The organism is Paraburkholderia tropica (assembly GCF_014171495.1).
Lineage (GTDB): Bacteria > Pseudomonadota > Gammaproteobacteria > Burkholderiales > Burkholderiaceae > Paraburkholderia > Paraburkholderia tropica.
On sequence record NZ_CP049136.1, the window covers coordinates 1,076,421 to 1,089,252 of the forward strand.

At 63.4% G+C, this 12,832-nt stretch carries 14 protein-coding genes; 11 read left to right on the plus strand and 3 right to left on the minus strand.

What is annotated here, in order from left to right; all coding sequences use genetic code 11:
* Positions 1 to 2 precede the first annotated feature (2 nt).
* The 3 genes from G5S35_RS28305 (at position 3) to G5S35_RS28315 (ending at position 2,575) form a co-directional block, all read left to right on the plus strand.
* On the plus strand, positions 3 to 224 hold the full coding sequence (locus G5S35_RS28305; protein ID WP_082991935.1) for a hypothetical protein: 222 nt from the start codon (positions 3 to 5) through the stop codon (positions 222 to 224).
* Positions 225 to 257: 33 nt separating this feature from the next.
* A complete protein-coding gene (locus G5S35_RS28310; RefSeq protein ID WP_080180377.1) occupies positions 258 to 1,511 on the plus strand; it encodes an acyl-CoA dehydrogenase family protein in 1,254 nt (417 codons plus the stop codon).
* Positions 1,512 to 1,645: 134 nt separating this feature from the next.
* Positions 1,646 to 2,575, plus strand: coding sequence for a TauD/TfdA dioxygenase family protein (locus tag G5S35_RS28315; protein ID WP_065060473.1), 930 nt, complete (start codon positions 1,646 to 1,648; stop codon positions 2,573 to 2,575).
* Positions 2,576 to 2,602: 27 nt separating this feature from the next.
* Here G5S35_RS28315 and G5S35_RS28320 read toward each other — a convergent pair whose 3' ends face one another.
* Positions 2,603 to 3,427, minus strand: a complete 825-nt coding sequence (locus G5S35_RS28320) for an AraC family transcriptional regulator (protein ID WP_074986067.1) — start codon at positions 3,425 to 3,427, stop codon at positions 2,603 to 2,605.
* A gap of 158 nt (positions 3,428 to 3,585) precedes the next feature.
* On the opposite strand from G5S35_RS28320, the gene G5S35_RS28325 reads away from it, so the two are divergent.
* The gene (locus tag G5S35_RS28325; protein WP_183039567.1) at positions 3,586 to 4,545 is read left to right on the plus strand and encodes a quinone oxidoreductase family protein; all 960 of its coding nucleotides are present in this window, start codon (positions 3,586 to 3,588) and stop codon (positions 4,543 to 4,545) included.
* 9 nt (positions 4,546 to 4,554) lie between these two features.
* On the opposite strand, the gene G5S35_RS28330 is transcribed toward G5S35_RS28325, so the two are convergent.
* A complete protein-coding gene (locus G5S35_RS28330; RefSeq protein WP_183039568.1) occupies positions 4,555 to 5,574 on the minus strand; it encodes a sulfate ABC transporter substrate-binding protein in 1,020 nt (339 codons plus the stop codon).
* A gap of 178 nt (positions 5,575 to 5,752) precedes the next feature.
* Positions 5,753 to 6,592 carry a phosphate/phosphite/phosphonate ABC transporter substrate-binding protein gene (locus G5S35_RS28335; RefSeq protein WP_183039569.1) on the minus strand — a complete coding sequence of 280 codons (840 nt, stop codon included), beginning with the start codon at positions 6,590 to 6,592 and terminating at the stop codon, positions 5,753 to 5,755.
* Positions 6,593 to 6,729: 137 nt separating this feature from the next.
* Here G5S35_RS28335 and G5S35_RS28340 point away from each other — a divergent pair, with 137 nt between their 5' ends.
* The 7 genes from G5S35_RS28340 to G5S35_RS28370 all read left to right on the plus strand — a co-directional run bounded on the left by G5S35_RS28340 (position 6,730) and on the right by G5S35_RS28370 (position 12,715).
* Positions 6,730 to 7,542: an ABC transporter substrate-binding protein gene (locus G5S35_RS28340; RefSeq protein ID WP_110328691.1), complete on the plus strand. Its 813-nt coding sequence runs from the start codon at positions 6,730 to 6,732 to the stop codon at positions 7,540 to 7,542.
* Positions 7,542 to 8,294: an amino acid ABC transporter permease gene (locus G5S35_RS28345; RefSeq protein WP_183039570.1), complete on the plus strand. Its 753-nt coding sequence runs from the start codon at positions 7,542 to 7,544 to the stop codon at positions 8,292 to 8,294. Before G5S35_RS28340 ends, G5S35_RS28345 begins: the two co-directional genes overlap by 1 nt.
* 2 nt (positions 8,295 to 8,296) lie before the next feature.
* Positions 8,297 to 9,013, plus strand: a complete 717-nt coding sequence (locus G5S35_RS28350; RefSeq protein WP_420874549.1) for an amino acid ABC transporter permease — start codon at positions 8,297 to 8,299, stop codon at positions 9,011 to 9,013.
* A gap of 96 nt (positions 9,014 to 9,109) precedes the next feature.
* Positions 9,110 to 9,562, plus strand: coding sequence for a phosphate-starvation-inducible protein PsiE (locus G5S35_RS28355; protein ID WP_080180378.1), 453 nt, complete (start codon positions 9,110 to 9,112; stop codon positions 9,560 to 9,562).
* A 415-nt stretch (positions 9,563 to 9,977) separates the two neighbouring features.
* On the plus strand, positions 9,978 to 10,973 hold the full coding sequence (locus G5S35_RS28360; RefSeq protein WP_065060480.1) for a succinylglutamate desuccinylase/aspartoacylase family protein: 996 nt from the start codon (positions 9,978 to 9,980) through the stop codon (positions 10,971 to 10,973).
* Positions 10,974 to 11,187: 214 nt separating this feature from the next.
* Positions 11,188 to 11,739, plus strand: a complete 552-nt coding sequence (locus G5S35_RS28365; protein ID WP_183039572.1) for a GNAT family N-acetyltransferase — start codon at positions 11,188 to 11,190, stop codon at positions 11,737 to 11,739.
* Between the two features lie 34 nt (positions 11,740 to 11,773).
* Positions 11,774 to 12,715, plus strand: coding sequence for an ABC transporter substrate-binding protein (locus G5S35_RS28370; RefSeq protein WP_080180391.1), 942 nt, complete (start codon positions 11,774 to 11,776; stop codon positions 12,713 to 12,715).
* Positions 12,716 to 12,832: the final 117 nt, after the last annotated feature.

The following is a 12,832-nucleotide window of genomic DNA, read 5'->3' on the forward strand; positions in this document are numbered from 1 at the left end:
CCTTGGTGATGCTGAAGCGAACGATTATCGGCAGCGGCCGCGCGCACGGTCAAAGAACGATTCGTGCGAACGGTGCGTGGCGCGCGCTGATTTGCTTTTTCAGTTTTTTCTTTTCTTATTACGCCGATGTCGCCGCAGCACGCAAATCGGCGCACAAAGCAGAGATGCGCATAACAAAAGTCCAATTACGTGGTTCGTCGCGCGCGCCGCGCTTCTTATACTGATTCGCCCGATACCGCGCATCACAAGGAAGGCCGATGTCCGCACTTCAGTCGATTTCCCCCGAGTTTCCGCCGGAATTCGTTTCCGGCCATCACGATGCGCTCACGCTCGATGCAGCGCTGGCCGCGTTGCCCGAGCTTGCCGAGGCGATTGGCGTCGACGCCGCCGCGCGCGAGGCGCGTCGCGAATTGCCGTTCGCGGGCTTCGAGCAGTTCCGGCGTTCGGCGCTCGGACGGCTGCGCCTGCCGGTCGAATGGGGCGGCCTGGGCGGCACGCTGGTCGACGAATTCGACGTGATTGCCACGCTCGCCGCCGCGGACAGCCATCTCGCGCACGCGCTGCGTCTGCATTACGACCAGACCGAGGTGCTGCTGCTGTCGCCACGCACGCCGTTCAACGACGTGCAGATTCGCCGCGTGATCGACGGCGCGATTTTCGGCGGTGCATCGACGGAAGCCACGACCTCGCGTCCCGGCGAAATTCAGACCGCGCTGCGCCGCGAAGGCGAGCATTACCGGCTCGACGGCCGCAAGTATTATTCGACGGGCACGGCTTTCGCGGATTACGCGCGCCTGAATGTGCAGGACGACGAGGGCCGCGCCGTGATCGCCGTCGTGCCCGTGAAGCGCGACGGCTTCAGCGTGCTCGACGACTGGGACGGCATGGGCCAGCGCATGACCGCGAGCGGCAGCCTCGTATTCGACGACCTGATCGTCTACGCCGACGAAGTGGCCGCGCGCGATCTCACCACGCTGGTCGGGCGTCACACGGGCGCGCTGCGCCAGCTGCATCTGGTGGCGGTGGCTGCGGGCATCGTGCGCAACGTGGTGAGCGATGCGCGCCGCTATGTGCGCGATCACGGCCGCCCTGCGCTGCACAGCCCCGCGCCGAGTGCGCGCGAGGACGCGTTTATCCAGCAGATCGTCGGCACCTTGTCGGCGCACAGCCATGCGATCGACGCGCTTGTGCGCGAAAACGCGCGCGTGCTGGAGCGCTCGTCTCAAGCAATCCGGAATGGCGATGCCGACGCCGAATCGCTCGTGCTCGAAGGCGCGCTCGCGACCGCGCGCACGCAACTGGTGGTGAGCAAGCTCGCGCTCGAAGCGGGCGAGCGGATGTTCGAGGCGGGCGGTGCGTCGGCGACGTCGCGCGCGCACAACTTCGACCGCCACTGGCGCAATCTGCGCACGATCTTCAGCCACAATCCGCTGCTGCACAAGGCGCGCGTGCTCGGCGACTACGTGCTCAACGACGTCACCACGCATCTCACCGAAGGCCGCGTGTTCTGAATCCGCGCGCATATCTGTACGAGCGGCGCCTTAATGACTCGAACGGATATGCGTATGGGAATTGCTTGGTTGCCGCGCGGCGCGTGCGCACGTAGATTGGTCTTCTCGATTCCAGACAGGCTTTACGCGTGACCATGACCGCTGCTTCGACTCCTGCTTCGACTACCGCTTCGACTCCTGCTTCGTTCGCCGCCCAGCCGCCCGTCGCGGCGCAACGCTTCGAGATTCGCGCCTTCGATGCGCCGCTGGGCGCGGAAATCATCGGCCTCGATCTCGGCGCGCCGCTCGCCGACGACGACTTCGCGCGCATTCACCGCGCGCATCTCGATCATCATGTGCTGGTGTTTCGCGATCAGCGCATCACGCCCGCGCAACATGTGGGGTTCAGCCGCCGCTTCGGGCCGCTTCAGCAACACGTGCTGCATCAGTTCGCGCTGGCTGAACATCCGGACGTGCTGATCGTGTCGAATGTCGTCGAAAACGGCAAGCCGATCGGGCTCGGCGACGCCGGCCATTTCTGGCATTCCGATCTCTCGTACAAGGAGAAGCCGAGTCTCGGCTCGCTGTTGCATGCGCAGGAATTGCCGTCCGAAGGCGGCGACACGCTGTTCGCCAACATGCATCTCGCGTGGGACAGCTTGCCCGCGCATTTGCGTACGGCCGTCGAAGGTCTGCGCGCGGAGCATACCTATCTCGCGCGCTATGCCGAGCTGCAGGCGCGCAGCCCGTGGCGGCCGAATCTTTCGGCGGAGCAGATCGCGCAGGTGAAGCCGGTCGTGCATCCGGTCGTGCGCACGCATCCGGAAACGGGCCGCAAGGCGCTGTTCGTGAGCGAGCACTTCACCACCCGCATCGTCGATCTCCCCGACGACGAAAGCCGCGCGCTGCTCGACGAATTGTTCGAGCATAGCGTGCGCGCCGAGCATGTGTATCGCCATGTGTGGCGCGAGCACGATCTGGTGTTCTGGGACAACCGCTCGCTCATGCATCTCGCGGCCGGCACGCCCGATCATCTGCGCCGCAAGCTTTATCGGACCACCATCGAGGGCGATGCGCCGTTCTGAGCAGGCGTTTTCACATTCGTTTCCGCATTACGCGTTTTCGCGCGTTTCCAGATAGCGCCCCGGCGTGGTGCCGGTGGCGCGCTGAAACATTTCGATGAACGCGCTCACATTGCCATAGCCCAGTTCCAGCGCCGTGGCCGTCACGCTGCGGCCTTCCGCGATGCGTTCGAGCGCGCGCAGCAGTCGCGCCTGGCGACGCCATTGCGCGAACGTCCAGCCGGTTTCGGCGACAAAACGTCGGCTCAGCGTGCGCGGCGCGAGCGCGCCCCAGGCGGCCCATTCTTCGAGGCTGCGTTCGTTTCCGGGATCGGCGGCGAGCGCATCGGTAATGCGCGCGAGCCGCGCGTCGACGGGACGCGGCAAGGCGAGCGGCTCGGCCGGCGCGGCGGCGATTTCATCGAGAATCATCTCGGCGATCCGCGTGCGCGCGGCGTCGAACGCAGCGTCGTCCCACGTCGCGGCGCGGCGCACGGCTTCGCGCAGCAGCGGCGTGGCGCGGATCGCGCGCGGCGCGTCGGGCAATCCGGCGCAGCGCGCTTCCGCCACGAACACGCTCCAGCCCGAAAACGGCCCGTGCGAACGCACCGAATGCAGATGATGCGGCGGAATCCAGATCGCATGCACGGCGGGCACGACCCATTGCGCCCCATCGATACCCACTGACACGAGCCCGTTCAGCGCGCCCATCAACTGGCCGCGCGCGTGATGATGCGGCGCACGCGTGCGCGCCGTGCGCTGCGTGAGTTCGCCCGCAGCAAGAAAGGGACCGTGCGTCGCCAGCACGCGGTCGGGCCGGACGATGGGCTCGTGGTTCAGTTGCTGTATGAGTCGCCGTTCGGCGGGTTGGCGCATGCTGTTTCTCCGCGGCGATGGCCGGAATTCCGTATCGATTGGCTGTTATACCGGAGACGGGCCGAATCCGCACGACTAGACTGCCTGTAAGCGATCGACAACGCGCGTGATGACGCAAGCGCCGATCCCTTTTCTCCAGCTATGTTCAAGGAATTCAGATGAAAGCAGCCGTCATTCGCGGTGCGGGCACGCTGCCTGATTACGCCGATTTCGACGCGCCCGCCGCGCTGGCGGGCCATCGCGTGATCGACGTGCGCGCCTGCGCGTTGAGCCGCGTCGCCTATGCGAAGGCTTCGGGCCAGCATTATTCTTCGACGCAGCGCTTTCCGTTCGTGGCGGGCCTCGACGGAGCGGGCCGTCTCGACGATGGCCAGCGCGTCTACTTCTGCATGCCGCGCGCGCCGTACGGCGCGTTGGCGCAGCAATGCCTCGTGGCGGAATCGCTCTACACGCCGATCCCCGATACGCTCGACGACGTCGCCGCCGCCGCGCTCGCCATTCCCGGCATGTCGTCGTGGGCCGCGCTGATCGAACGCGCGCGTTTCGTCGCCGGCGAGACGGTGCTCGTGAATGGCGCGACCGGCGTGTCCGGGCGGCTCGCGGTGCGTATCGCGAAGCATCTGGGCGCGGGCAAGATCATCGTGACGGGCCGCAATCCAGCGATGCTCGACGCGCTCTGCGAAGCGGGCGCCGATGTCGCGATTGCGTTGAGTGGCGAGCCGGATGCACTCGCCGCGCAGATCGCGCCGCATTTCGCAGCGGGCGTGGATGTAGTGCTCGATTATCTGTGGGGAGCGAGCGCGCAGGCGCTGCTGGTGACGGCTGCGCGAACCGCGCCGGAAGGGCGCGCGTTGCGCTTCGTGCAGATCGGGTCGGCGAGCGGTGGGGAGATTGCGTTGCCCGGCGCGGCGTTGCGCGCGGCGCCGATCACGTTGCTCGGCAGCGGCATCGGCAGTGTGACGATGCCGCGTTTGCTGGAGTGCGTGCGCGCCGTGTTCGGCGCGGCGCAAGCGGCGGCACTGGCGGTCGAAACGCAGGCCGTGCCGCTCGCGCAGATCGCCCAACATTGGCGCGAGCCTGGCAGCGGCCCGCGCACGGTGTTCACGATCGAGGCCTGAAAAACAGGCTTATTTGCGATCCGCGAACAGCTGGTCGAAGGTGCCGCCATCGGCGAAATGCGTGGCCTGCGCCTTCTGCCAGCTACCGAACACCTGCTCGACCGTGAAGGTCTTGATCGGCTTGAACTCGTCGGCGTGTTTGGCGAGCACGGCCTTGTCGCGCGGACGCAGATGATGTTGCGCGATGATTTCCTGCGCGGCGGGCGAGTACAGATACTCCAGATACGCCGTCGCTTCCTTGCGCGTGCCGCGCTTGTCCACGACCTTGTCGACCACCGTCACGGGCGGTTCGGCCAGCAGACTCACCGACGGATAGACCGCCTCGAAATCCTTCGCGCCCACGCCCGTATCGATCAGCGAAACTTCATTTTCGAAGGTCACGAGCACGTCGCCGATACCGCGCTGCGTGAACGTGGTCGTCGCGCCGCGACCGCCTGCGTCGAGCACCGGCACGTTCTTGAGCAGCGCGCGTTCGAAGTCGAGCGCCTGCGCGTCGCTCGCGCCTTGCAGCTTGCGATAACCCCACGCGGCCAGATACGCATAGCGGCCATTGCCCGAGGTCTTCGGATTCGCGATCACGACCTGCACGCCGGGCTTCACGAGATCGTCCCAATCCTTGATGTGCTTCGGATTGCCCTTGCGCACGAGAAACACCATCGTCGTGGTGTACGGCGCGCTGGCATCGGGCAGACGCGTGCGCCAGTTCTTCGGCACGATCTGGCCGCGTTCGGCGAGCAGGTCGATGTCGTTGGGCTGATTCATCGTCACGACGTCGGCCTGCAGGCCTTGCAGCACGGAAAGCGCCTGCGCGCTCGATGCGCCGTGCGACTGCTTGATCGTGATGGTTTCGCCGGTCTTCTGCTTGTAGTCGGCGATAAAGCTCGCGTTGATGTCCTTGTAGAGTTCGCGCGTGACGTCGTACGAGACGTTGAGCAGCGACGTGTCTGCGTAGGCGAGCGTGGCGGCGAATGCCGTACTGGCGACGATGCCCGCGCCGAGCCAGCGCGCGGCGCGTTGGAGTGATGCCATGCGAATCCCCGAATGATTGTGATTGGGCGCGACGCCGGAAGCGATTCGTGTGCGAATGCCGCGTGAGCGCCGGGTGGCCAGCGTTCCATTCTATCGGCAGCTTGTAAGGTGCTTATATCGATCCGTGCTTTGCTTTGCAGTGAAACTGCTAAAGCGCTTTTCAGTACGATTCGCGCGTTTAAACGAGTTCGGCGTAACCGTTTGCGCGTGCTTCGTCGGCGAACTGCTCGATGACGGCGTAATCGGCGGGCGCGAGACGAGAAAAGCCCTGCAAACGCAGGGTTTTTGCACGCAGCGCATCGAGCGTGCAGGCGTGGTCGAGCGCATCGCGTAGCAAGGCGGCGTGCGCGACGGGCAGCGTGCGCGAGGCGATGAACGGCAGGCCAGGCGCTGCCGCCGTCATACCGATCTCGCGTACTGATTCGAGCATCTCGGGCCGTGCATCGCGCACGTAAGCGAGCGTGACGCAGTCGATGGACGCGACGTCCGCTTCGTCGGCGGCGAGCGCCCGCAGCGCATTCCAATGCGAGCCGACGAACGACACCGAGGCAAAGAAACGCTCGCTGCGCACGGACTTTGGAATGGTGGTCGCCACTGCATGACGGAACGCGTTCATGCCGCTGTGCGAGTCGGCGCTATTACAGGCCGCGCGCAAACCGCGGCACGCGGCGAGCGACGTCGCGCCATTCGCATACGCTTGCGCCGACACGAGCAGCACACTGCGATACCACGCGCCTTCGCAACCGGGCGCGTTGAACACCGGCGTCGCGAGCAAATGCACCTGCCGATCGAGCCCGAGCAGGCGATACGGAAAGCCGCAGGTTTGCGACATCAGCAGGTCGGGGCTGCGCCATAGCGCGAACAGGTCGCCGAGCGGTTCATCGAGCAAGGCGATGCGCTCGCGCACGCCGGCGCGGCGCGCGAATTCGCCGAGCGCGTCGCGCAGGAAGGCGCGCCATAGCATGCCGTGCTGCGGCGTGACGTTGTACATCGGCAGGGCGGCGATCCCGTGCGTCATCGTGTCAATCCTGCGTCAATTCTGCAAATGCCACGAGCATATAACGATTCGCGAATCCGTTATTGGAACGCGGCGCGCGCGCTTTTTATACTCGCCTTTCATTCTGTATTCGCACCACACCACACGGGAAAAAAACAATGAAGAAGAAATGGCTCGCCGCTGGACTCGTCGCATTCACGGCTCTGACTTCCGGTCTCGCACACGCAGATCGTCTCGACGACATCAAGAAGGCCGGCGTCCTGCGCGTGGCCACCTTCGACAGCAATCCGCCGTTCGGTTTCGTCGATCCGGCCACGAATCATATTGTGGGTCTCGACGTGGATTATGCGCGCGCCATCGCCGACAAACTGGGCGTCAAACTCGAATTGCAGCCGACCAATCCCGCCAATCGCGTGCCGTTCCTCGTTTCGCACAAGGTCGATCTCGTGCTCGCGAACTTCACCATTACCGACGAGCGCGCGAAGCAGGTCGATTTCAGCATTCCGTACTTCTCGTCGGGCCAGCAGTTTCTCGCGAAGAAGGGCGTGCTGAAATCGCCGGATCAGATTTCGAGCCTGCGCATTGGCGTGGACAAGGGCACGACGAATGAAATCACGGTGCGCGAGAAGTATCCGCAAGCCACGCTCGTCGCGTATGACGATACGCCGTTCGCGTTTGCCGCGCTGCGTACCGGCAACGTGCAAGCTATCACGCAGGATGGCCCGAAGCTCGTCGGTCTGCTCGCCAACGTGCCCGATAAACAGAATTACGAAATCCCGCCGTTCACGATCTCGAACGACTATATGGGCGTGGGCATTCCGAAGGGCGAGCCGCGTCTGACGTCGTTCGTGAACGACACGCTGCGCGGTCTCGAAGCCAACGGCACGGCGCTGACGATTTATAACCGCTGGTTCGGCCCGACGACGAAAACGCCGCTCGCGCGCACCTTCAAGATCGGCGACAAGGTCTGATGGATTCGTATCTGGCTGCATTGCAGGCCGATCTCCCGCTCGCGCCGAAGTATCTGCTGTGGCTCTGGCAGGGCTTTGGCGTGACGCTGGGCGTGACGTTGTGCGCCGCGTTCGCATCGACCGCGCTCGGTGTGCTGATCGCGCTCGCGCGGCAGGCACGGCTCGCGGTGTTGCGTCGCGCGGGTCATGCTTATGTGACGGCCTTCCGCAATTCGCCGCTGCTCGTGCAATTGCTGTTCTGGTATTTCGGCGCGGCCACGTTGCTGCCGGATGCGTGGATGCAATGGCTCAATACGCCGCACGTATTGGCGACGCCGCTGGTCGCGCTGCGCTGGCCGTCGTTCGAATTCGTGGCGGCGTGGCTCGGGCTCACGTGCTATACGGCCGCGTTCATTGCGGGCGAAGTGGAGGCGGGCATTGCGGGCGTGGCGGTCGCGCAGCGTCAGGCTGCAGCGGCGCTCGGCTTGACGCCGTGGCAATCGTTTCGTTATGTCGTGCTGCCCCAGGCGATTCGCATCGCGTTGCCGCCGCTTTTCGGGCAATACATGAATCTGGTGAAGAATTCCTCGCTGGCGATGGCGATTGGTCTCGCTGAATTGTCGTACGCGTCGCGCCAGGTGGAAACGGAAACGTTTCAAACCTTCGCGGCATTCGGCATTGCGACGCTGCTTTATATTGGCGCGATCGCGCTGCTCGAAGCGGTGTTGCATTGGCGGCGATATGCGCGCCCGGCCACGCGGGGAGCACGCTGATGATGCCGTGGCACGTTTTTACGGCGAATCTGCCGTACTTGCTCGTTGGCGCCTTTCCCGACGGCCCGCTCGGCGGCGCGGCGCTCACGCTCGTGCTGGCGATTACGTCCGCGCTGGCCTCGGCGTTGCTCGGCCTCGCGCTCGGCATTGCGCTGGCGCTCGCATCCGGCCCGCTGCGCGCGCTGCTGCTGCTCGTGATCGGCTTCTTCCGCGCGATTCCCGTGCTGATGCTGATTTTCTGGACGTTTTTCCTGCTGCCGGTGATTTTTCACGTCGACGTGCCGGGTCTCGCGGCCGTGGTCTGCGCGCTCTCGCTGATCGGCGGCGCGTATCTCGCGCATTCGGTGCATGCGGGCATCGTCGCGGTGGGCGACGCGCAATGGCAGGCGGGTCTGTCGCTCGGATTTTCGCGTTTCACGGCGCTGCGTTACGTGGTGCTGCCCCAGGCTTTGCGCATCATGGCGCCTTCGTTCGTGAATCAATGGGTGTCGCTCGTAAAAGACACGTCGCTTGCCTATATCGTGGGCGTGGGCGAATTGTCGTTCGTCGCCACCCAGATAAATAATCGACTGATGATTTATCCGATTCCGATTTTCCTGTTTGTCGCCGCGTTGTATCTCGTGATGTGCACGGCGCTCGACCGCGCGGCGATGTCCTTGCTCGTCCGCACGCGGCGTGTGAAAGCACGTGCGTTCGAAACGGCGGCCGCCGCGCCCTGAGCGGCGTGGTTTGAAAATCTCTCTCGCCGATTTTTAAAATCCCGACATATCGCGCTACTATCCTTCAACCGTGTTTATTTTGGAGGATCGGTAAAAGTGAAGTACGAAAACGCCTTGCAGAGTGCGATTAAAGGGCGGCTTGAGCGCGCGATGGAACTGGCCGAGCTGTTCGGCCTGTTCATTATCGGCATTGGCACCGTGGCCGCCATGGTGCATCTGATCTGGCGGATGGTGAATTCCGATGGCGTCACCCTCACCGATCTGCTGCTGATGTTCCTGTACCTCGAGGTATTCGCGATGGTCGGGCAATATCTGAAGGCGGGGCAATTGCCGGTGCGTTTCCCGCTGTATATCGCCATGGTGTCGATTGCGCGAGACCTGATTCTGCGTGCGGGCGCGAATTCGGAAATCCATTTGCTGGCTTCCTCGGGCGCGATCGTGCTGATCGCCGTGGGGGTCTTGCTGATTCGCTTTGGTCAGGCGAAATACCCGAGCAGCACCGACGACAACAGCAAGAAGCACGAGTCGAAGAAAATCGAAAGCGCTTGATGCACTTTTATCGGTAGTGATGCGCCGGGCCGCAATCGCCCGGTGCGGCAATTTGGCGCGGTTCGGCGCCCGCGTAAAAGCAGTTTCCGAACGAATTTCGGGTTGCGGAGCACGCCTTCGAGCGAAGCTTCTTCAAGTCATTCACTCACTCCAGATGAGTCGTGCGAGCAATTCTCTGCTCCAGCTTTCCGGGTCGGATAGTAGCTGAAAGCCAGATTCTCACCGCGCTACTATCTCGTTTCCATCCGTTGTTCGCTTGGCTCCCGGCTTGGTGAGTCGCCAGGACCGTGCCACCGCGCACGCGTTTCGCATATCGCCGGCGACGCTTTCCTTCGCGCAATCCGTTCGTAGACCACGCCTGGGTGCGGTCCTATGATCCTCGCGGATGTCGTTCCGCCGCACCTCACGAGGCTCCATGGTCAATCCGATCCGCAGTGAAATCGATTTCGATGCTGAGGGACGCCACGTCGGCTACCTGCGTCTGCCGCATTCGGTGCATCGCTCCGCATATGGCTGGATTCCCATTCCCGCCGGATCGATCCGCCATGGTGACGGTCCGACCGTCGTGCTGATGGCGGGCAATCACGGCGACGAATACGAAGGCCAGATTCTGGTTTCGCAATTGCTGCGCGAAATCGAACCGCAATGGGTGAGCGGTCAATTGATCTTTCTGCCGATGGCGAATTTCCCCGCTGCGCAGGCCGGCTCGCGCACGTCGCCGCTCGATGGCGGTAATCTGAATCGCAGCTTTCCGGGCGATCCGCAAGGTTCACCGACGGCCATCATTGCCGACTATATCGAGCACACGCTGTTGGCGCGTGCGCAATATCTGATCGACTTTCACTCAGGTGGCAGTTCGCTGCTCTACGACGGCGCGAACATGCTCGCCATACAGCCCGACGACGCCGGGCAGACAACACGTTTGCGCGCATTACTCGGTGCATTCGGCTTGCCGCGTGCGTTCTTGCATGCGCCCAATCCGCTGCATTCGGCCACCGCAGCGTGGCGGCAAGGCGCGATCTCGATCGTGACAGAACTGGGTGGCGCGGGCACGGTGCAAAGCCGCTTGTTGCGCGAGGCGCGTCAGGGCGTGCTGCATCTGCTGGGGCACATTGGCGCGCTTGCCGGACCGCTGGTGCCGAAGGCCGCGCCCCACGAGACACGCTTCTATCGCGTGTCCGGCGCGTCTCACTATGTCTATGCCTATGAACACGGCGTTTTCGAGCCGCTCGTCGAACTCGGGCAGCGCGTGGAAGCGGGGCAGCCCGCCGCGCGAATTCATTTTCCTGAAACACCGTTGCGCGAGCCGGTGACGGTCGCGTTCGACGCCGCGGGCGAAGTCGTGTGTCAACGCGCGATGGCGGCGGTGCAGCGAGGCGATTGTCTGTTCCACCTTGCCGAGCCGGCGTGACGCGCTCGCGGGCTGTTTGCTGCGATGGCGGCAGCGGCCGCCGTTATTGCAGCGAATCGCTCATCTCGATCGGTTTCAAGTTTCAATTCGATAAATAGTTATCCATAACGTTATTCGAATTGCTTGGTTAATGGCTGCGCAGTCAACGGATAACCTTGTCTGCGTCAGACCGAACTCGAATAGAACAGCGGCGTCATTCCCCGGACGATCCTTTATGAGCTACCGAATCATCGACACCACACCGCTCGACGCGCTGGCCAAGCCGTTGCTCGATGGTTTGCAACACGAGTACGCGACGCGATACCGCGAATTTCGCAGCGACAGCGAGGCATCGGCGGCGCAGGAACTGGCGCGCTGTCCGGCCGCGTTGTTCGCGCCGCCGGATGGCGCGTTCATTCTCGTCGAACACGAGGGAGAAATTGTCGGCGGCGGCGCGTTCAAGCGCTATGACGCGCATACGGCCGAACTCAAACGCATCTGGACACACGAAAGCCAGCGGCGAAAAGGCATTGCGCGCCGGGTCGTCGAAGAACTGGAAGCGCGCGCGGTACATCTCGGTTATCGCCGCATTTATTTGACGACGGGTTTCAGACAACCCGAAGCCTGGGGACTCTACTTCGACACACACTACGTGCCGCTTTTCGATCGCGCGATCGCGCCGGAGATTCATGTGCGGTTGCCGTTCGGCAAGGATTTGCGCAGACCGGGCGATGTCGATTCGCTCGACGATCTGCGCGCTCGCGAACCGCTTGGCGCACGCCAGTAAGCGGTCCATCGTCCACTTTATTCTTCCTTCGAACATGACATTCAAAAAGAAGCTTGCGCTGCTGGGCGGCGCGCTCACGCTCGGTCTCGGTGCGGTACTCGCGACCAGTACGTGGGCTGCCGAACAATTCGATCTGAGCCCCGAGCAGCACGGACGTCCTCGCGCCAGCGCCGACGCCGCAGCCATCAAGGCGGTGCCGCCGGGTTTTGCGTTCGCGGAGAAGGACACGCTCACGATCGGCATCGTACCCGCGCTGCCGCCGATCAGCGCCTATGCCACCGACGCACGCACCGTGGTCGGCTTCGATCCGGATCTTTCGCAGGTGGTCGCCGACGGTCTTGGACGCAAACTGCGGCTCGTGACGCTTGCGTGGCCCGATTGGCCGCTTGCGTTGCAGTCTGGAAAAGTCGATGCGGTGGTGTCGAACGTGACCGTGACGGAGGAGCGCAAGGAGAAGTTCGACTTCTCGACGTATCGCCGCGACGAACTGGGCTTTTATGTGCGCACCGGCAGCCCGATCAAGACGATTCGCGAGCCGAAGGATGTGGCGGGGTTGCGTGTGATTACCGATGCGGGCACGAATCAGGAAAAGGTCCTGCTCGAATGGAACAAGGAAAATATTGCACATGGTTTGAAGCCGCTCACCGTGCAGTATTACGACGACGATGCGGTGCGCACTGTCGCGCTGCAAGCCGGGCGCGCCGATGCGATATTCAGTGTGAACGCCGTGCTGGCGTGGCAGTCCGCGGTACAGGGGAAAACGCGGCTGGTGGGCACGGTTAGCGGCGGCTGGCCGCGCACGGCCGAGGTGGCCATCACCACACGCAAAGGAAGTGGTCTCGCTGTACCGCTCACGCAGGTGCTGAACGACCTGATCCAGAGTGGCAAGTATGGACAGGTGCTTACGCGCTGGAATTTGCAGTCGGAAGGGATTGCTCATTCGGCGACAAATCCGCCAGGATTGCCGAAAACGTGAGTGAGCGTTTGCGCGCATGGCACAGGTGATTTAAGCCGCGCGCATCCTGAAGACTTCGCAGTAACGAACGGCGTGCCGTCATAGGCGCGCCGTTTGCTTTTTCAACGCCCTGATTCG

Excerpts from the sequence above, each read along its gene's own strand:
- G5S35_RS28320 (WP_074986067.1), bottom strand. The coding sequence starts at position 3,427 with ATGCGCCAACCCGCCGAACGGCGACTCATACAGCAACTGAACCACGAG.
- G5S35_RS28365 (WP_183039572.1), top strand. The coding sequence starts at position 11,188 with ATGAGCTACCGAATCATCGACACCACACCGCTCGACGCGCTGGCCAAG.
- G5S35_RS28330 (WP_183039568.1), bottom strand. The coding sequence starts at position 5,574 with ATGGCATCACTCCAACGCGCCGCGCGCTGGCTCGGCGCGGGCATCGTC.
- G5S35_RS28345 (WP_183039570.1), top strand. The coding sequence starts at position 7,542 with ATGGATTCGTATCTGGCTGCATTGCAGGCCGATCTCCCGCTCGCGCCG.
- G5S35_RS28350 (WP_420874549.1), top strand. The coding sequence starts at position 8,297 with ATGCCGTGGCACGTTTTTACGGCGAATCTGCCGTACTTGCTCGTTGGC.
- G5S35_RS28370 (WP_080180391.1), top strand. The coding sequence starts at position 11,774 with ATGACATTCAAAAAGAAGCTTGCGCTGCTGGGCGGCGCGCTCACGCTC.
- G5S35_RS28340 (WP_110328691.1), top strand. The coding sequence starts at position 6,730 with ATGAAGAAGAAATGGCTCGCCGCTGGACTCGTCGCATTCACGGCTCTG.
- G5S35_RS28315 (WP_065060473.1), top strand. The coding sequence starts at position 1,646 with ATGACCGCTGCTTCGACTCCTGCTTCGACTACCGCTTCGACTCCTGCT.
- G5S35_RS28360 (WP_065060480.1), top strand. The coding sequence starts at position 9,978 with ATGGTCAATCCGATCCGCAGTGAAATCGATTTCGATGCTGAGGGACGC.
- G5S35_RS28325 (WP_183039567.1), top strand. The coding sequence starts at position 3,586 with ATGAAAGCAGCCGTCATTCGCGGTGCGGGCACGCTGCCTGATTACGCC.
- G5S35_RS28335 (WP_183039569.1), bottom strand. The coding sequence starts at position 6,592 with ATGACGCACGGGATCGCCGCCCTGCCGATGTACAACGTCACGCCGCAG.
- G5S35_RS28310 (WP_080180377.1), top strand. The coding sequence starts at position 258 with ATGTCCGCACTTCAGTCGATTTCCCCCGAGTTTCCGCCGGAATTCGTT.